The organism is Actinomadura rugatobispora, assembly GCF_055379765.1.
Genome location: NZ_AP029191.1, coordinates 6519857 through 6537552 on the forward strand (window position 1 = coordinate 6519857; position 17696 = coordinate 6537552).

A 17696-nucleotide genomic window follows, 5' to 3' on the forward strand; every position below is an offset into this window, starting at 1 on the left:
TCAAGTGATTGACGGAGAACGGGCGGCGGCGTAGCGTGACCGCATGCCCGGCGAACCGGCGCGCGACTCCGCGCGCGAGCGCATCCTCGACGTCGCCACCCGGCTGTTCGCCGAGCTCGGCTACGACGGGACCTCCACCCGCCTCATCGCCGACTCCGCCGGGCTCAACATCGCCACCGTCGCCTACCACGTGGGCGGCAAACGCGATCTCTACCTGGCGGTCATGGAACGCGCCCACCGCGCCGAACGGGCCGTCCTGGAAGAGGCGCTCGCCGGCCTCACCCCCGACCCGGGCGGCGTGCGGCGGCTCGTGGACCGCTATCTCGACTTCTGCCTCGACCACCCCGAGATCCCGGCGCTGTGGATGCACCGCTGGCTCTCGGACGCGGCCGACGTCGTCCACCTGGAGGGCCTCTACGTCAAACCCCTGCTCGCCAGGGTCGGCGAGGCCGTCCAAGAGGTAGTCGGGGACGGGGTGGACGTGGACTACGCCGTGATGACGGTCATCTGGACCACCCACGGCTTCTGCCGCGGCGGCGTCCTCGACGTGGACGGGCGGCGCACCGGCCTGGACGACCCCAAACAGGTCGCCCGCTTCCGGGCCCACCTGCACCGCCTCGTGGCCCGGATGCTGGACCTCCCGGAATGAACGCGGAAGCCACCGCCGATTCACGCCTGCCCCGGGGGCGGTTGCTGGGATACGGCATCGGCTCGGTGGGGACGGGCGTCTTCTCCGCGGTCCCGGGCCTGCTGCTCCTTTACTACCTGACTGATGTGCTGGGCGTCTCCGCTGCGATCGCGGGCGCCGTCCTGGTGCTGCCCAAGGCGTGGGACGTCCTGCTCAACCCGATCGTGGGCGCGGCCAGTGACCGGGAGGCCGTGCGCAGCGGACGCCGCACACGCCTGCTCCTGCTGGGCGCGATGGCCCTGCCGCTGTGCTTCGCCGCCATGTTCGCCGTGCCCGTCCACTCGCCCGGGTTCGCGGCGGTGTGGGCGGGGCTGGCGTTCCTGCTCGCCGCGAGCGCGTTCGCGTGCTTCCAGGTGCCGTACGTGGCGCTGCCCGCCGAGATCTCCGCGCGACCCGACCAGCGGAGCCGTGCGATGGCCTGGAGGATCGTCTGCCTGACGGTGGGCATCCTCCTTGCGGGCGGCCTCGCCCCGGCCCTGGTCGACGCCGTGGACGGTGGCGGCCGAGGCGGCTACGCCGTGATGGGCGTGGTCATAGGGCTGGCCATGGGCGCGGCCATGCTCGCCAGTGCGCTGGCCACCCGATGGATCCCCTCCCGCCCCGGCCCGCGCGCGCTTGGACTGGCCGCCGCGCTGCGCCTGGCGCGAGGCAACCGGCCCTTCTTCGCACTGCTCGCCGCCTTCGTGCTGCAGTCCCTGGCGGTGGCGGTGATGCTGGCGGGCGCCCCCTACGCGGCGACCTACCGGCTCGACGACTACGGGCTCACGTCCACGATGTTCGTCTGCATGGTCGGCCCCAGCGCCCTGGCGGTGCCGCTGTGGGGTGCGCTGGCACGCCGTTTCGGCCACATCCCCTGCTACCTGGCCGCGGTCACGGCGTTCGCGGGCGCGGCCTGCGCCCTGTACCCGCTGCTGGACGGCGGGGACGTCGCGCCGGTCCTCGGCCTGACGGCGCTGGTGGGCGTCTGCTACGCGGCCGTGCAACTGCTGCCCCTGTCCCTGCTCCCGGAGACCGTCCACGCGGACACGGAACGGACCGGGCACGCCCAGGCGGGAGCCTTCACGGGCCTGTGGACGGCCGCCGAAACCGGAGCACTGGCCCTCGGTCCGGGCATCTTCGCGCTGATCCTCGCCTGGACCTCGTTCCAGTCCGCGGACTTCGACACCCCCGCACGGCAACCGGAATCGGCCCTCAACGGGCTCACGGCGGGCTTCACCCTCGTACCGGCCCTGCTGCTCCTGCTCAGCGTGCCCATGCTCCTGGCCTATCGCCACCTGGCCACCGGCCCGGGGTCCGGTTCCCGCCCTCACCTGGAGGAGTCCCAGCGCCATGCCCCCTGAAGCCACCCCCCACGCCCTGCCCGAACACGGCATCGCGTCGGACGAACTGCTGCACCGGCTGGCCCGCCTCAAGGCCGGGGACCTTCCCGTACGCGGCGGGCAGGTCACCGCCTACGTGTACGACACCGGACGCGCCGCGGTGCACGACCTGGCGGCCCGCGCGTACCAGGAGATGCTGGAGGTCAACGGCCTTGACCCGACCGCGTTCCCCAGCATCGTCACGTTGGAGCGGCAGGTCCTCGGCGCGGTCGCGGACCGGCTGGGCGGCGGTTCGGGGATCTTCACCAGCGGCGGCACGGAATCGATCATGCTCGCCGTCAAGGCCGCCCGCGACGCCCGTCCTGCCGCCGAGAGGACAGAGGACGGGCCTCCGCAGATCGTCGCCCCCGTGACCGCGCACCCCGCCTTCCACAAGGCGGCCCACTACCTGGGCATGGACGTGGTGGCCGTTCCGGTCGACCCCGCGTCCTACCGTGCCGACCCCGAAGCGATGGCCGCGGCGCTGACGCCGCGTACGGCACTGGTGGTCGCCTCGGCCCCGTCCTACCCGCACGGCGTCATCGACCCTGTCGCCGAGATCGCCGCCCTGGCCGCGGAGGCGGGCGTGCCGTGCCACGTGGACGCGTGCGTCGGCGGCTGGGTGCTGCCCTGGCTGCGCGAGAACGGCCGGACGATCCCCCCGTTCGACCTCTCCGTGCCCGGAGTGACGTCGCTGTCCTGCGATCTGCACAAGTACGGGTACGCGCCCAAGGGCGCGTCGGTGGTGCTGTTCCGGGACGAGTCGATGCGGAGGCGGGCCTACTTCGCCTCGGCGGGCTGGCCCGGCTACACCGTCATCAACGCCACCGTCCAGAGCAGCAAGACCGCGGGCCCGCTCGGGGCGGCCTGGGCGACCATGATGTCGCTCGGGGCGGAGGGCTACCGCGACCTCGCCGCGGGCGCGATGGAGGCGGCCGAACGCCTCATCGCCGGTGTCGCCGCCATACCCGGCCTGCGCGTGCTCGGCGCACCGGACGCGCCTCTGGTGGCCGTGGCCTCCGACGACCCCGAGCTCGACATCTTCGTCCTCGCGGACGAGGCCCGGGCGCGCGGCTGGTTCTTCCAGCCCCAGCTCTCCTTCATGGGCATTCCGGCGAACGTCCACTTCACCCTCACCGGAGTGAGCCTCGCCGGGGTGCACGCGCTCCTGCACACCCTGGCCGAAGCGGCCAAGGCGGCGCGTGCGGCGGGGCCCACCGAGGTCCCCGACGGCCTGATCGAGGCGCTGGCCTCACTCGACCTCGACGACGTGGACGACGAAGGCTTCGCCGGCCTGCTCGGGGCCGTCGGCGTGGACATCGGCGCAGGCTCCGGCGGGCAGCCGGAGATGGCCGTCGTCAACGCCGTCCTGGACGCCCTCCCGCCCGCGACCCGCGAGGAACTCCTGATCCGCTTCCTGTCCGCCCTCTACTCCGGCCACGTCTGAGCCGTGCGCGGCCCGTCTAGCCGAGGCGGATCAGACGCTTCAGGATGGACGGCTCCTCCAGCCGCTGGCCGAGTTCGAGCGGGACGTCCGCCGCACCGGCCTTCACCGAACCCACGCGGGTGCCCTGGGCGGCCGTTCGCGGCGGGTCGCCGTCCACCCGGATCCGCACGGTCAGCCCGGGCCAGCCCACCACGGTGATCGGCGCGGCCGCGCGCACCGGCGTGAACCCGCCCAACCCGTCGTCGACCCGGCCCACACGCGCGCCGCCCTGGGCCAGCGTGACCGACGTCAGCGTCCGCTGGGCGGCCGCGAGCAGATCACGGCTGGCCCGAAGCGCCCCGAGTGCGCTGGGCGACCGCTGCCCCATCACCGCGCCCAGGAAGAGGACGTCGACCCCGGCCAGCCGCCGGCGCGCGGCGAAGACGAAGTTGCCGCCGGCCGCGTCGGTGTAGCCGGTCTTGCCGCCGACCACCCCGTACTGGCCGATCAGGACGTTGCCGCCGGCACGGACCGCCCCGCCGTCGTCGGGCACGTAGGAGCGCTTGCTCACGATCTCCGCGAACGCGGGGACGTCCATCGCCGCGCGCAGCAGCTTCACCTGGTCGGCCGCCGTGCTCACGGTGCCCGAGTCGTAGCCGCTGGGGTCGGTGTAGCGGGTGCTCGTCATGCCGAGCGTCCGCGCCGTGTCGTTCATCTTCTGGACGAAGGCGCGCGGATCGCCGGCGTCCCAGCGGGCCAGCTCGTGCGCCACGTCGTTCGCCGAGATGATCATCAAGGCTTCGAGGGCCTTGCGCTCGGTCAGCCGCATGCCCGCGGTCACCCCGAGCAGCGACTCGCCGCGCTCCCTGCGCTCGGGCATCTGCGCCGCCGCCTGCGGAGAGACGGTGTAGATCGGGCCGGGCTGCCCCGAGGCGAGCGGGTGGCTGCGCAGGAAGACGTAGGCCGTCATCACCTTCGCCACGCTGGCCGTCGGCGTGGGGACCGTCCCACCGGACGCGCCCATCGGCCCGATGCCGTCCACGTACAGGGCCGACTGCCCCTGAACGGGCAGAGGCAGCACTGGGGCGGACCCGGGGAAGGTGTGGGTCGACGCAGGGAGCGTCAACTGCATCCTGGGCTCGGGCACGGGCCGTACCAGCTGCCCCGCCGCCCCGCCCGCGAGCAGGACGAGCACGATGATGAGGCTGATCAGGCCCCGGCGCCGCTTCTTGCGCCCCTTGACTTCACTGGCAGCGGCCTCGTACGCCGCGGCGAAGTCGCGCGCCTCGCCGAAGGTCTGCTGGTCGTCCTGCTGGACCGGACCGTAGTGGGGAGGGGCGGCGGCCCCGTAGGCAGGGGGCGTCTCCCCGTACTGGTGGTGCGGCGGGCCAGGGGAGTACTCCTGCGGCGGCTGCTGGGGACGCTCGGGCTGCGGGGGCGGCGGCTGTACGCGCGGCTGAGGCTGGGCCGGCGGCTGTGCGTAAGCCTGGGGTGTCTGCTCCTGCGGCGCCGCAGGAGCAGGCGTGGGCGGGCTCGCATAGCCCTGCGGCAGGCGAACCTCCTGAGGCAGGACCCGGATCTCCTGCTGTGGCCGAACCTCTCGCGGTACGGGCGGCGCGGTGTGCGAAGACTGCGGCCACCCCTCCCAGGCATCCGCGGGAACGGGCGCGCTGGGCCGTGCCTCAGGTGCACCGCGCTGCTGAAGGGGATCCTCGTAGAACGCCTGCGCATCCGGCTCGGGCTCGGGCTCCGGTTCCGGCGCGGGAACGTCCGGCGGCCCCTGAGGTTCGTCCGGTACGGGCTCCGGCGTGAGGCCGAGCGGGTCGGGCTCCTCCGGGGGAGGGGGCGGCTTGGGGCGTGCCGCCGCCACGTCTATCTCGGGAACGGTCTCGGGCGCGACCTTCGGCGCGATCTTCCGATCGATCTCCGGGACGGTCGCGGAGGCCGGCGCCACCGGCTCGTCCGCCGGAGGCGCCTCCGGCTCGGAGACCTCCTGCTCAGGCTCCTCAGGGACGGCCGCCTCAGGGACGGCCGCCTCAGGGACGGCCGCCTCAGGGACGGCCGCCTCAGGGACGGCCGCCTCAGGGACGGCCGCCTCCGCGGCCGCCGGTTCAGCGGCCGGCGGCTCGGGAGCCGGCGGCTCGGGAGGGGACGGCTCCGCCGCGGGAGCTTCGTCCGTGGGCGCCGGAATCGTCCACTGCCCGGCCGAATTGAAGATCAGCGCCGAGAACTCGGGCTTCTCCCCGATCGCCTCCTCGGCCTCGGCGCGCTCCGGCGCGCTGTCCTCACCGGTGGCCTCCGCCTCCGCGTCGTCCTCGGGAGGTTCGCCGCCACCGCCCTCGGGACCATCCTCGTCCCGCTCGGAGCCTTCGGCGTCGTCCTCGCGCGCGCCGGAGGCCGGGGCGGTACGGAACGCGGCGGTCCCGGACCTGGGGGATTCCGGGGCCCCGTCCGCATCGGACGATTCGGCCGGGGGCTGCGCCGGATCCTTCAGAGGCGCCGGATCCTGCACGGCGCGACCTCCTCGGCTCGTGTTCACGGGCGGGCGGGAGCGGTCTCGCCGGCGACTCCCCGTACACCATTCAAGGCTGTGCAGTTTAGTCGGAAACTTCGGCGCATTAAGCGATCGCCGCGCTCTGCGCGCCGTGTCACCGCGCGACCTCCCGCGTGAATGAGGCCGTTGTCGTCGGGTAAGGCGGGAGGTGTCCTGGGAGTCTCACACGAACCCGATCCGAGGAGGACCGTTCCATGGCCACGAAGGTCCGCGACATCATGACGGGGTCGCCGACCTCGGTCTCTCCCGAACTCGACATCGTCACGGTCGCCCGCGCGATGCGGGACGAGGACATCGGCGCCGTGCTGGTGGCCGACTCCGACACGCTCTACGGCCTGGTCACCGACCGCGACCTGGTGGTGCGCGGGCTGGCCGCGGGCGACGACCCGCGGCAGACCAAGGTCGCCGGGGTGTGCAGCGACGTGACCGCGACGGTGGGACCGGACGACTCCCTCGACACGGCCGCCGACCGCATGCGGGAACGTTCCGTGCGGCGGCTGCCGGTCATCGAGAACGGCCGTCCGATCGGCATCGTCTCCCTGGGCGACCTCGCCATCGCGGAGGGCGCCCAGTCCGCCCTGGCCGACATCAGCGCGGCCAAGGGCAACACCTGAACCTCAGGGCGCGGGCAGGGCCGCCAGGAACGACTCCAGTTCCTCCTCGGTGTTGTAGTAGTGCACCGAGGCGCGCACGGCTGCGGGCGCGGCCCGCACGTCGTAGCGCTGCTGCCCGCCGTTGGTGACGCTGACGTTGATGCCCTTCTCGCGCAGTGACAGTTTCAGTGCGGCCGGGTCATGGCCGTCCAGCGTGAAGGTCACCAGCGCCGAGCGTCGCCGGCCGCGGTCCAGGACGGTGACGCCGGGCCGCTCCGCGAGGGCCTCCCGCAGGCCGGCGGCAAGACTCGTCACCCGCTCCTCGATCGCTTCGAGCCCGATGGCGGCGGCCTGGTCGACGGCCACGCCCAGGCCGATCTGGCCCGCGATGTACCGCTCCCAGTTCTCGAAGCGGCGCGCGTCGTCCCGCATCTCGTAGGTGCCGGACTCCGTCCAGGACGCCGCGTGCAGGTCCAGGAACGGCGGTTCGAGCGTGTGCAGGATCGGCCGCCGCACGTAGAGGAACCCGGTCCCGCGCGGGCCGCGCAGGAACTTGCGCCCGGTCGCCGAGAGCATGTCGCAGCCGATCTCCCCGACGTCCACCCGCAACTGCCCGACCGACTGGCAGGCGTCCAGCAGGTACAGCACGTTCGCCGCCCGGCAGAGCCGCCCGACCTCGGCGGCCGGGTTGATGAGGCCGTTGTGCGTGGGGACGTGGTTGAGCGACACAAGCCGCACGTCGCCCTTGGCCAGCTCGGCCTCGAGCGCGTCCAGGGAGATCTGCCCGTCTCCATCGTCCGGCACGACGTCGACGCGGACGCCGCGCCGCTCCACGAGCTGCTGGTAGGGGATGGTGTTGCTGGGGTACTCGCTGGTCGTTGTGAGGATCCGGTCGCCGGCCCGGAACGGGATGGAGTAGAAGGCCATGTCCCAGGCGCGGGTGGCGTTCTCCACGTAGGCGATCTCGTCGCGTTCCGCGCCGATCAGGTCCGCCGTCGCGTCGTAAAAACGCTCCAGCTCCGCCGCGGCCCGGTCGGCGGCCTCGTAACCGCCGATCAGCGACTCCAGCTCCAGATGCCCGGTGACGGCGTCGATCACCGGCCGGGCGGGGAGCGCGGCCCCGGCGTTGTTGAGATGAACGACCCGGTCGCACCCGGGGGTGTCCGCCCGCAGCTTGCCGATGTCCAATTTCTCCCCTTCGTCCTTCGTCCGGCCCAGAGTGTCGTACCCGGGTGCCAGTCTGGGCAAGACGAGGACTTGACCTCAACCATTCTTGAGGTTCCATCATCTTCGTGAACGGCCGCCGTGCCACCGGTGGCGAAACGACGACCGGACGGCGGTGATCCCGATGGACATGGAGGTCACGGCGTGGATGTCACTCCACCACGCCATGAACGCGCAGGACGACCGCAGGCCCTTCTCCAAGGCCACGCTGAAACGGATCGGACGGTTCGCCCGCCCGCACCGCCGGCTGCTGGCCCTCTTCCTGCTGGGCAGCGTGGTCATGGCGGTGATCGCGGTGGCCACGCCCGTGCTGGCGGGCCGGGTGGTCGACGCCATCGTCGGCGGCTCCGACACCTCCACCGTCGTGTGGCTGGCCGTGCTGATCGCCGGCCTGGCCCTCGCCGAGGGGGCGCTCGGCCTCGCCAACCGCTTCCTGTCGGCCAGCATCGGTGAGGGCCTGATCCTCCACCTGCGCACCGCCGTGTTCGACCACGTGCAGCGCATGCCGGTCGCGTTCTTCACCCGCACCCGCACCGGCGCCCTGGTCAGCCGGCTCAACAACGACGTCATCGGCGCCCAGCGCGCGTTCAGCGACACCCTCTCCGGCGTCGTGAGCAACCTGGTGACGGTCCTGCTGACCTTCGTCGTCATGGTGCAGATCTCCTGGCAGATCACGCTGCTCACGCTGATCCTGCTCCCGGTCTTCGTGCTGCCCGCCCGGCGCATGGGCACCCGCCTCGCCCGCCTCGAACGCGAGGCCGCCGGCCACGACGCCGCCATGAGCACCCAGATGACCGAACGCTTCTCCGCACCCGGCGCCACGCTGGTCAAGCTGTTCGGCAAGCCGCACCGCGAGTCCGCCGAGTTCGCCGCCCGCGCCCGCCGCGTCCGCGACATCGGCGTGCGCACCGCGATGGTCCAGCACGTCTTCATCACCGCGCTCACCATGGTCTCCGCGCTCGCCCTCGCGCTGGTGTACGGCCTGGGCGGCTACTTCTCCCTGCGCGGCCAGCTCGACGCGGGCGCGGTCGTCGCCCTGGCCCTGCTCCTGACCCGCCTGTACGCGCCCCTCACCGCCCTGGCCAGCGCCCGCGTCGAGGTGATGAGCGCACTGGTCAGCTTCGAGCGGGTCTTCGAGGTCCTCGACCTCAAGCCCCTGGTGGCCGAGCCCGAGAAGCCCCGTCCCATGCCCGACGGCCCCGCCTCGGTCGAGTTCGACGACGTCACCTTCGCCTACCCGTCCGCCGACAAGGTCTCCCTGGCCTCCCTCGAGGACGTCGCGACCCTCGACACCCGCGGCGGCGTCGACGTCCTGCACGAAGTCTCGTTCCGCGCCGAGCCCGGCCAGATGATCGCCCTCGTCGGCTCCTCGGGGGCCGGCAAGTCCACCATCGCCCAGCTGCTCCCGCGTCTCTACGACCCCGACTCCGGAACCGTCCGCCTCGGCGGCGTCGACGTCCGCGACCTCGACTTCGCCACCATCCGCGCCACCCTCGGCATGGTCACCCAGGACGGCCACCTGTTCCACGAGTCCATCCGCGACAACCTGCTGCTGGCCCGCCCGGAGGCGTCCGACGACGACCTGTGGGACGTCCTCGACCGCGCCCGCCTCAAGGACCTCATCGAGAGCCTGCCCGACGGACTCGACACCATCGTCGGCGAGCGCGGCTACCGCCTCTCCGGCGGCGAGCGCCAGCGCCTCACCATCGCCCGCCTCCTCCTGGCCCGCCCCCGCGTGGTGATCCTGGACGAGGCCACCGCCCACCTCGACTCCACCTCCGAGGCCGCCGTCCAAGAGGCCCTCACCGAGGCCCTCGACGGCCGCACCGCCGTAGTGATCGCCCACCGCCTCTCCACCGTCCGCGCCGCCGACCAGATCCTCGTCGTCGAGGCGGGCCACATCGTCGAACGAGGCACCCACGACCAACTCCTGGCCGCCGGAGGCCGCTACACCGACCTCTACCGCACCCAGTTCAGCCAGGAAGAACCCAAACAAGCCGCCCTCACCTAACAACCCACCACCCATGCGCGGTCTCCCTCAATGGGAGACCGCGCATCCCCCTAACCGCGGCCACACAACACCACTCCGAATGCCGAGTGGATGTAACCGCCCCCACGCCACACACCACACTCCCGTCCGGGCGTGGCCGCGGACGGCGACTCCCAAACGGGGCACACGGCCAGCGTGCGCGGTGCTGACCGAGACCAGTTCGACGGCTGCGCGCGGCACTCACGCATGACGCGCGGTGCGCTGTGCGCGGGCTCTCACGGCGTGGTGCCGGTGGTCGTGAACGCGTCCACGCGACAAGGCATGCTCCCGTCCGGGCGTGGTCGCGAGCGGCGGCTCTCAAGCGGGGCACGCGGTCAGCGCGCCAGCGGTAGCCGGGCCCGACCAGCGCGTGCGGTGCTGGCCGAGACCAGTTCGGCGGCTGCGCGCGGCACCCGCCCATGGCCGCGCCTGCGCTGCATGCGCGCTCTCACGGGCGTGGTGCCGGTGGTTGTGGGCGCGTTCACGCCGCGCAGCATGCTTGCGTCCAGGCGTGGTTGCGGTGGCGGCGCTCAAGCGGGGGCACACGGCCAGCGTGCCAGCGGTAGCCGGGCCGACCAGCGCGCGGGGTGCTGGCCGAGACCGGCTTGTCTGCTTTGTGTGGCACCCGCGCATAGCGCGCCTGCGCTGTGCGTGGGCTCTCACTTGAGCGTGGTCTGGCTTTTGTGGTTTGGCGGGGTGAGTGTTAGCTCGTCTTCTCGGCGTGGCACTCACGACCAGGCACGCCTGGGACATGCTTCGCACGGGCGCGACCCTCGTGCACCACCGGTTGGACGATCTTTCGGTCATGGCGTTGGTGTGCGAGGCGCCCCGGCGATCGACCGTCCACGGCCTCGACAGGCACCATCGCGGCCATTCACAGCGACATGGTCTCAACGGGGCAGCGGCGTCTGCTGGCGGGCGCTGGTTCGGCTTGCGGCGCTCCGTGCCGGGTGGTCTTGAACGCTGGGATCGGGTTGGACGAGGGCCGCAAGAGCGCGGGCTTGCGCGTGGGCGGATTCATGGGTGAACTTGCGCGAAAGTCGATGCGTTGAGTAGCGAGTGATTATCGGGGCGTGATTCCGTCTCTGCGAAGTGAGGACGCTCACGGTCGGGAAGATGGCAACGTGGGTGTTGTCGGCCGAGAAAAGTGTTGACCGAAAGCCGTGAGGTCAATGACTCGCTGCCACGCCGCCTTGACGTATTGCGATCGCGGGCGTCGGGAACTCCCTTCCCTTCGGGCTTTGTGGTCTCCCGGCCGCGAGCACGCCTTGTTACCGGGCACCTACAGAAGCGGATCCGCTTTGCGGGGATGAGGCCGAGGACGCACCGGGGTTTGTTTTGCCGGGTTTTGTTCGGGTAACTCGCGCAGGACCCCGGCGAACGGCGAGGTGACGCACACATGAACTTCCGGGCTGGCGTGGTGATCGGAGCCACGGGCTACCTGGGCGCGCGGGCGGCGCGTGTCGGCCTGCGCCGGCTGCGACCGGTCCGGAGGCTGCGCGCGTACGCCGAGGCCAGGCTCGAACAGGCCGTTCGCGACCTCACGGCCAAGGCCGAGCGCGGCGGCCCCCTCACGCAGGCGGCGCTGGCGGGCGTCCGGGCGTTGAGCGAGGGGAGATCGCCCGTACGGGCGTTGCTGAGCGCGGGATGGACCGCTCTGAGAGAGACACTCGCGCGGATCTTCGGATCCCGTGGAAAGCGCCGTCCCGTCAATATCGTGGAACAGATCGACATCGGTGCCTCGCGTCGGCTGGTGTACGACCAGTGGACGCGGTTCCAGGACTTCCCGCGATTCATGAAGAAGGTCGTGAGCGTCGACCAGGTGGCCGACGAGAAGCTCAACTGGAAGGCGAAGATCTTCTGGTCGAGCCGGCGCTGGGAGACCACGATCGTCGAGCAGATTCCCGACGACCACATCACCTGGCGGTCCGGAGGACGCGTCGAGGGAACGGTCAGTTTTCACGCCATCGCACCGGACCTCACCCGCGTGCTGGTGAACATCGAATACCGGCCGCGCGGACTTTTCGAACGCACCGGGAACCTATGGCGCGCGCAAGGCCGCCGGACCCGGCTGGAACTCAAGCATTTTCGCCGCCACATGATGACCCGTTCACTCCTCGAACCCGAGAGCGTGGGCGGCTGGCGCGGCGAGATCCGTGACGGCGAGGTCGTCCGAGCGCCGGCTCGCACGTCATGACAGCCCCACCCCCCGACAGGACGGAGGAATCACCATGAAACGAGGCAACTGGGCGGCCAAGCTGCCCTCCGACCAGATCACCAAGCGGCTCCCCACCGGAGGCCGCAAGAAGCCGTTCGGCCTCGACAAGCTGCCCGGCGGCGGCTCCAAGTCCCGCATTCCCGGCGGCCGGACGGCGGGCGCCGCGGGCGGTCTGCTGCTCGGCGCGGGTGCCGCGCTGGCGGCGGGCCAGGCCGTGCAGCGCCGCGGCCGGCGAAACCAGGACGAAGAGGGGACGGCCGACGAACCCCGGGCCGGCGAGCGCGAGTCCGACTCCGACGACCAGTACGAGGACGCCGACAACGCCAACCTCTTCGGACGGCTCAAGGAGAAGATGAGCCGCGGGCAGGGCTCCGGCGGCGCCAAGAAGGTCAAGGTCACCAACATCGAGGAGCACATCGACATCGGTGCCTCCCGTCGGCTGGTGTACGACCAGTGGACGCGGTTCCAGGACTACCCGCAGTTCATGAAGAAGGTCGTGAGTGTCGACCAGGCCGCCGACGAGAAGCTCAACTGGAAGGCGAAGATCTTCTGGTCGAGCCGCAAGTGGGAGTCCACGATCGTCGAGCAGGTCCCGGACCGCCACATCATCTGGCGGTCCACGGGTGACAAGGGCCATGTGGACGGCGCCGTCAGCTTCCACAAGATCGCCCCCAACCTGACCCGGGTGCTGCTCGTCCTGGAGTACCACCCGCAGGGCCTGTTCGAGCGCACCGGCAACCTGTGGCGCGCGCAGGGCCGCCGTGTCCGGCTGGAGCTCAAGCACTTCCGCCGCCACGTGATGACGCAGGCGCTCCTCGACCCCGACCGGGTCGAGGGCTGGCGTGGCGAGATCCACGACAGCGAGGTCGTCAAGTCGCACGATGACACCGTCGCCGAAGAGGAGAAGGAGGGCTCGGACAAGGAGTACCAGGAGGCCGGCTGAGTCAGGCGCGCCGGGCGGCGGACGGTCCTCGACACCGGCCAGGGGCGTGGAGACCGTCGCCGCCCGCGCCGGGCGACCTGCCCGCTGACGCGGACGACGCCTGCCTGCACCGGCACGGCGTCAACCTGGATGGCGTGTTCCCCTGCCGGTCTGCGTGGCGTGGACGAGCACCGGCCCGCGCCCGCAGCAGACGAGTTCCCGCCGATGCGGGACTGCGTCGAGCGCATCGCCGATGCCGCCCGAGTGCGGTTCGGGACAGGGGGATCGTCGACTTCAACGCCGGGAACGCTCGCCCCGTCCATGGCGGAAGGGCGTATCTCGGCCGGTGTGCGACTCCGCGCCGGAGCGTACGGAACGCTCCACCGCGACGGCACCCGCCCGCAGTCCCATCCGGCTGATCCCTCTCCGTGCGAGGGGGAGTGGATGGGGACGCTCTCCGGTGGCGGCGCAGGTCATCTCGATCGGCGAGCGCCGCCTGCCGGGCGCGACCCGGGACGAGACCGCCGGGACCAAAGCGCTGCTCTCCGATCTCCGGGTTTCAAGGCCGCGGCTCCGTCGGGGCGTTCCGTGGCCGCTCAACGCCGTCCTGTACGCGAACGACTGGAGGGGGTCGTGGTGGCGTGGACGAGGTGGGTGAAGGCGAAGGGCCGGAGGGCGTCGTCGCGTGTCCAGAGGGCCGCGGGGACGGCCTCCCGCATGGAGGTCTGTTCGAGGACCTCGAAACCTTGGCCGGTGAGGAGGTCCGCTACTTCTTCCGGGGTCAGGAAGGTCGCGTACGGCTCGCCGCGGTCGGAGACCGCCTGCGTGGCGATGTCGGCGTAGCTGTTCCCCGTGGAGTCGCGGAGGCCGGCCGGGAGCATGTATTCCATGATGAATTGCGTGCCGGGTCCCAGGGCGGCGACCGCGGCGAGCGTGGCCTCGATGGCTTCGCGCGTGAGATAGACGCTGACGCCCAGCCAGCTCACCAGGGTCGGGAGCGGCGAGGGGGAGAGGCCGGTGAAAGGCGCCGACTCGAAATCGGCCGGAACGAAGGTGACGTTCTCGGGTACCGGGATTCCGGCGGATTCAAGGAGGGCGAGTTTTCCCTTCTGGGTCGCGGGATGGTCGATCTCGACGACCTGGACGCCGGCTTCGCGGGGCGTACGGTACGCGAAGGTGTCGAGGCCGGCTCCGAGGATCACGTACCGGGCGGGGGAGCCGAGCCGGGCCACGCGGTCTTCGGTGTAGCGGCCGCGTGCGGTGGTGATCGCCCGGGTTCCCGCCAGGATGATGTGGTCGCCGTGGGTGCGGTGGTAGCCGATCATCTCGTCCGCGAGGCCGTCCAGGAGCGTCGCGGCGAGGGTGTCGCGGAAGATGTGCGGTTCGCCGTCCACGAGGAGGTGCGCCGCCCGTGCCGCGGCGGCCGACACCGCGGTCTGGCTGAGCCGCCCGTTCTCCATGAGCCGTTTCCCTTCAGCGCCGTCAGGAATGGCGATGCTAGCCAAGAGAAAAGGCTTATGTTTCAAGCATGGCAGAAACAAATAAATTCTCGATAACGGGCCGGGTGAGGTTCTGTTTCTTCAGAAAGGCCAGATTCCTTGGGCGGCGGCCTCGGCCCACGGAATGGCGGGATAGGCGGCGTCCGTCATACCGGCGAGGACCAGCCGGTCGCGGGACGGGGCGGCCGGTTCGCCGTTCAGCGTCCAGAGGTAGACGGGCGCGGGGACGTCCAGATCGTCCAGTTTCTCGCGGTACCCGTCGGCGATCACGACCCGGTCGTGGCCCGCGAAGGCGTTCCGCACCGCGGGCTCGAACGGCAGCGGCACCCCGGGAAGGTCGCCCGAGCGCCAGCGGTGCAGGCCGTGCAGGGGCGACTCTCCGGGCACGACGCTGAACGGCTTGCCCTCGGCCGTCACGATGTCGGCGGTGTCGCAGCACTGCGCGAGGGTCAGGCCGAGAACGGCGGCGTCGTCAACGGTGTCGTCGAAGACGATGAGCGTGCGGCCGGGGATGCGCGGGAGCGTCGCGAGGCCGTGGGCGGCGGCGCGTTCGAGAAGGGGCGCCCAGCGCTGGTGGGTCAGGGCCTTGCGGGCGGCGGCGAGCCGTAGTGGGAGCAGCCCGGCGGCGCGGATCGCGGCGGGGTCGGCGAGCCGGGACGCGACCGCCATCGCCGCCTCGAACGAGATGCCCGCCGCGTCGAAGTGGGTCAGGCAGCGCACGAGATCGCCCAGGGACATCGACGGGATGAGCCGCTCCCAATCATCGGCGCCGAGCGGGCGGCGCAGCACGCCGCTCGCACGCTGCCAGGTCAGCCCGAGATCGTCGCCCGCCACCGGAAGCAGACCGCCGTCCAGGAACCGCCGGTGCCGGCCGACGAGCGGCAGGGACGCGGGGATCTCCGGGCGCGAGCGGCGCCGCCGGTCGAGGGCGTGGCGGTAGAGGTCGGCCTGGCGCGGGTCGCGGGCGCGCGGATGGACCAGCTCGATCACGTCGCCGAACCGGTACGGCGCGGGCGTCGGCTCCGCCTCGTGGGAGTGGCGGAACGTCCTGACCGTGAGGAGCGACCGGGGTACCGACAGGTCGGCGTGGCCGGTGTCGTGGGCGAGGAGCGCACGCTCGTCGTACAGGCGGGTGACGGCGTCGGAGATGCCTCGCTTGACCGGCTTGGGCAGGGCGCGGCCGTGGGCGCATCTCCAGTACGCGAGGAACAGGCCCGGATCGTCGGCACGCCGCAGCACCGAGTCGACCACCTGACGGGACATGCCCGGCTGTCCCGCCGCCAAGCGCTCGTGCGCGAACGCCGCCGCGCCGACGAGCGCCACGTACCGCATCGGCGTCGCGGTGCGCAGCCAGCTCAGGAACCGCGCCGTCCACTCGGGGTCCTGCCGGGTGGCGTCGCGGACGAGCGCTCTGAAACGGTCGCGGGCCGCAGGCTTCCACAGGAAGAAGCCGTCAGCGTGCCCGAGCCGGGTCAGCGCAGCAAGGAACAGCTCTTCCGGCTTCTCGATCACCGCCTCCTTCCAGGGTGCGCGCCTGCGGGCGGGCGACCCGAGATCAGTCAGGCGGCAGGCTGGTAACCGGCGAGGGGTGAGCCGTCACACCCAGGGGTGCGGCCGCTCCATCCCTCCTGTCGCGAACCGCGGCCATCGCACCGGGCCCCGCCCGCAGGCGCACGAGAAGCATAGGGAATGCCTCCGACAGAACGTTCACGGAGAGGGATGCGTGCCTTTCACGTACACCCAGGCGCCCTCGTGCCGGACGAAGTCGCTGCGCTCATGAAGCAGCCCTTTCCGGCCACCCTGGGTGTAGTGGGCCCGGAACTCCACCGTGCCCTTGGTGTGGAACGGGCTGCCTTCGGACGCGCCAAGGATTTCCAGGCGATCCCAGCGCAGGTCGTTCTCCACATCAACAGACTGCGGCCGGGTCGCGGGATGCCAGCTCTTCAGCAGGTAGGCACCGTCCTGGACCACGAAGGCGCTGTAGCGGGAGCGCATGAGCTCCTCGGCGGTCTTCGCCTGGGCCTCGCCGCGGTGCAGCCGCCCGCAGCATTCGTCGTACGTCGCGGGCAGCCCGCAGGGACATGGACCACCGGAACGGCTTGGAGTGCGACGCTTGGCCATGCGTCTATTGTGACGGCCGTTTGCGTCTGGCCTCGACGAACCACTCGCGGCCCAGCAACACCCCGAAAACCGGCGCCGGAACCCGGATCAGGAACCTCATGGCGGGCGAAAGCCGTCCCGACCCGTTCACCTGTGAACGATGCGCGGCCAGGGCGGCCTGCTTCTGCCGCGCGAACCGCCGCACATCGATGCGGTGCGTGATGGCGGAGCTCGGGCTGAACGTGTTGCGGAGGTCCGCCGGGTCGTACCGGACGGGAATGCGCAGGAACCGGGCCAGCGCCAGCATGCGCTCGGCGAAGTCCCGCGGCATCGTCGCCTCCAGGACACGCGGCACCCCGGCCAGTTCGGCGGCGCGCCGGCCCACCTCGTGCACCTTCACGTGGTCGCGGTGCCCGTAGCCGCCATTGGCGTCGTAGCTGAGCAGGAGGGCCGCGTTCTCCTCACGCAGGATCGCCGCGAGCCGCCCGGCCGCCTCCTCGGTGTCCGCCCTGGCGAAGCGCACCCGGTCCGGGGGATCGGGATAGAAGATGGGACCGTGCCCACTGTCGGCATACCCCAGGTGGACGACGCGCTCCGCGCCGAGGATCGCCGCGCTCGCCCGAAGCTCGTTGATCCGCGTCGGCTCGGCATCGTACGCGGCCCCCATGATCCCGTCGGAGGCCACCACGATCACCACTCGATGGCCGGAGGCGGCGGCCTGGGCCAGGGTCCCTCCGGTCGTGATCACCTCGTCGTCCGGATGCGCATGCAGAGCCACGACCGTCGCCATCCCCCCATCATGGCCCAGCCCGGAAGCAAGATCCGTCAACTCACCGAGCCCACACCGCTCCGAGGTGCGACAGGACAATCTCGGACCGATCCCAGGCGAGCCGCATGACCACCCGGACGGGTGGAGGGCGAAAACGTCCGCGGCCCGGTCACATAGACCGTCGTGCCCTTGCCGACTACGGACCTCGGCAGCGAAGGCCGACGCCACCGAGCCGGCGCCTGTGACCAAGGGGCCAGAGTGCAGGCGTTGCACTTGGTCCAGCGAGGCGCCCAAGCCGTTGACCGTGTCGGGGCAT

The 17696-nt window shown here is 71.5% G+C and carries 13 protein-coding genes; 7 read left to right on the plus strand and 6 right to left on the minus strand.

Annotation, left to right across the window (positions count from 1 at the left end; all coding sequences use genetic code 11):
* Nucleotides 1-43: 43 nt before the first annotated feature.
* Genes ACZ466_RS29190 through ACZ466_RS29200 form a run of 3 tightly spaced genes read left to right on the plus strand, consistent with a single transcriptional unit; the run spans nucleotide 44 to nucleotide 3493 of the window.
* On the plus strand, nucleotides 44-649 hold the full coding sequence (locus ACZ466_RS29190) for a TetR/AcrR family transcriptional regulator (RefSeq protein WP_378279037.1): 606 nt from the start codon (nucleotides 44-46) through the stop codon (nucleotides 647-649).
* Nucleotides 646-2028 carry an MFS transporter gene (locus tag ACZ466_RS29195; protein WP_378279035.1) on the plus strand — a complete coding sequence of 461 codons (1383 nt, stop codon included), beginning with the start codon at nucleotides 646-648 and terminating at the stop codon, nucleotides 2026-2028. The genes ACZ466_RS29190 and ACZ466_RS29195 overlap by 4 nt, the downstream gene beginning before the upstream one ends.
* Complete coding sequence (locus ACZ466_RS29200) at nucleotides 2018-3493, plus strand: pyridoxal phosphate-dependent decarboxylase family protein (RefSeq protein WP_378279033.1); 1476 nt, start codon at nucleotides 2018-2020, stop codon at nucleotides 3491-3493. Before ACZ466_RS29195 ends, ACZ466_RS29200 begins: the two co-directional genes overlap by 11 nt.
* Before the next feature lie 16 nt (nucleotides 3494-3509).
* Here ACZ466_RS29200 and ACZ466_RS29205 read toward each other — a convergent pair whose 3' ends face one another.
* Nucleotides 3510-5984, minus strand: a complete 2475-nt coding sequence (locus ACZ466_RS29205) for a D-alanyl-D-alanine carboxypeptidase family protein (protein WP_378279032.1) — start codon at nucleotides 5982-5984, stop codon at nucleotides 3510-3512.
* 236 nt (nucleotides 5985-6220) lie between these two features.
* Between ACZ466_RS29205 and ACZ466_RS29210 the strand changes: the two genes are divergently transcribed.
* Complete coding sequence (locus ACZ466_RS29210; protein ID WP_378279030.1) at nucleotides 6221-6640, plus strand: CBS domain-containing protein; 420 nt, start codon at nucleotides 6221-6223, stop codon at nucleotides 6638-6640.
* A 3-nt stretch (nucleotides 6641-6643) separates the two neighbouring features.
* On the opposite strand, the gene ACZ466_RS29215 is transcribed toward ACZ466_RS29210, so the two are convergent.
* A complete protein-coding gene (locus ACZ466_RS29215) occupies nucleotides 6644-7867 on the minus strand; it encodes an aminotransferase class V-fold PLP-dependent enzyme (RefSeq protein WP_378279028.1) in 1224 nt (407 codons plus the stop codon).
* A 100-nt stretch (nucleotides 7868-7967) separates the two neighbouring features.
* Between ACZ466_RS29215 and ACZ466_RS29220 the strand changes: the two genes are divergently transcribed.
* The 3 genes from ACZ466_RS29220 (at nucleotide 7968) to ACZ466_RS29230 (ending at nucleotide 13033) form a co-directional block, all read left to right on the plus strand.
* Nucleotides 7968-9854, plus strand: coding sequence for an ABC transporter ATP-binding protein (locus ACZ466_RS29220; protein ID WP_378279026.1), 1887 nt, complete (start codon nucleotides 7968-7970; stop codon nucleotides 9852-9854).
* 1435 nt (nucleotides 9855-11289) lie between these two features.
* Nucleotides 11290-12069 (plus strand): SRPBCC family protein, encoded by a 780-nt coding sequence (locus ACZ466_RS29225; protein WP_464041737.1) that lies wholly within the window; start codon nucleotides 11290-11292, stop codon nucleotides 12067-12069.
* A 34-nt stretch (nucleotides 12070-12103) separates the two neighbouring features.
* Nucleotides 12104-13033, plus strand: a complete 930-nt coding sequence (locus tag ACZ466_RS29230; RefSeq protein ID WP_378279022.1) for an SRPBCC family protein — start codon at nucleotides 12104-12106, stop codon at nucleotides 13031-13033.
* Between the two features lie 575 nt (nucleotides 13034-13608).
* Here ACZ466_RS29230 and ACZ466_RS29235 read toward each other — a convergent pair.
* The 4 genes from ACZ466_RS29235 to ACZ466_RS29250 all read right to left on the minus strand — a co-directional run bounded on the left by ACZ466_RS29235 (nucleotide 13609) and on the right by ACZ466_RS29250 (nucleotide 17401).
* Nucleotides 13609-14472, minus strand: coding sequence for a class I SAM-dependent methyltransferase (locus tag ACZ466_RS29235; protein ID WP_378279020.1), 864 nt, complete (start codon nucleotides 14470-14472; stop codon nucleotides 13609-13611).
* Nucleotides 14473-14592: 120 nt separating this feature from the next.
* Nucleotides 14593-16023, minus strand: a complete 1431-nt coding sequence (locus ACZ466_RS29240; protein ID WP_378279018.1) for a hypothetical protein — start codon at nucleotides 16021-16023, stop codon at nucleotides 14593-14595.
* 195 nt (nucleotides 16024-16218) lie between these two features.
* On the minus strand, nucleotides 16219-16632 hold the full coding sequence (locus ACZ466_RS29245) for a YchJ family protein (protein ID WP_378279016.1): 414 nt from the start codon (nucleotides 16630-16632) through the stop codon (nucleotides 16219-16221).
* Between the two features lie 4 nt (nucleotides 16633-16636).
* Complete coding sequence (locus ACZ466_RS29250; RefSeq protein ID WP_378279014.1) at nucleotides 16637-17401, minus strand: PIG-L deacetylase family protein; 765 nt, start codon at nucleotides 17399-17401, stop codon at nucleotides 16637-16639.
* Between the last annotated feature and the right edge of the window lie 295 nt (nucleotides 17402-17696).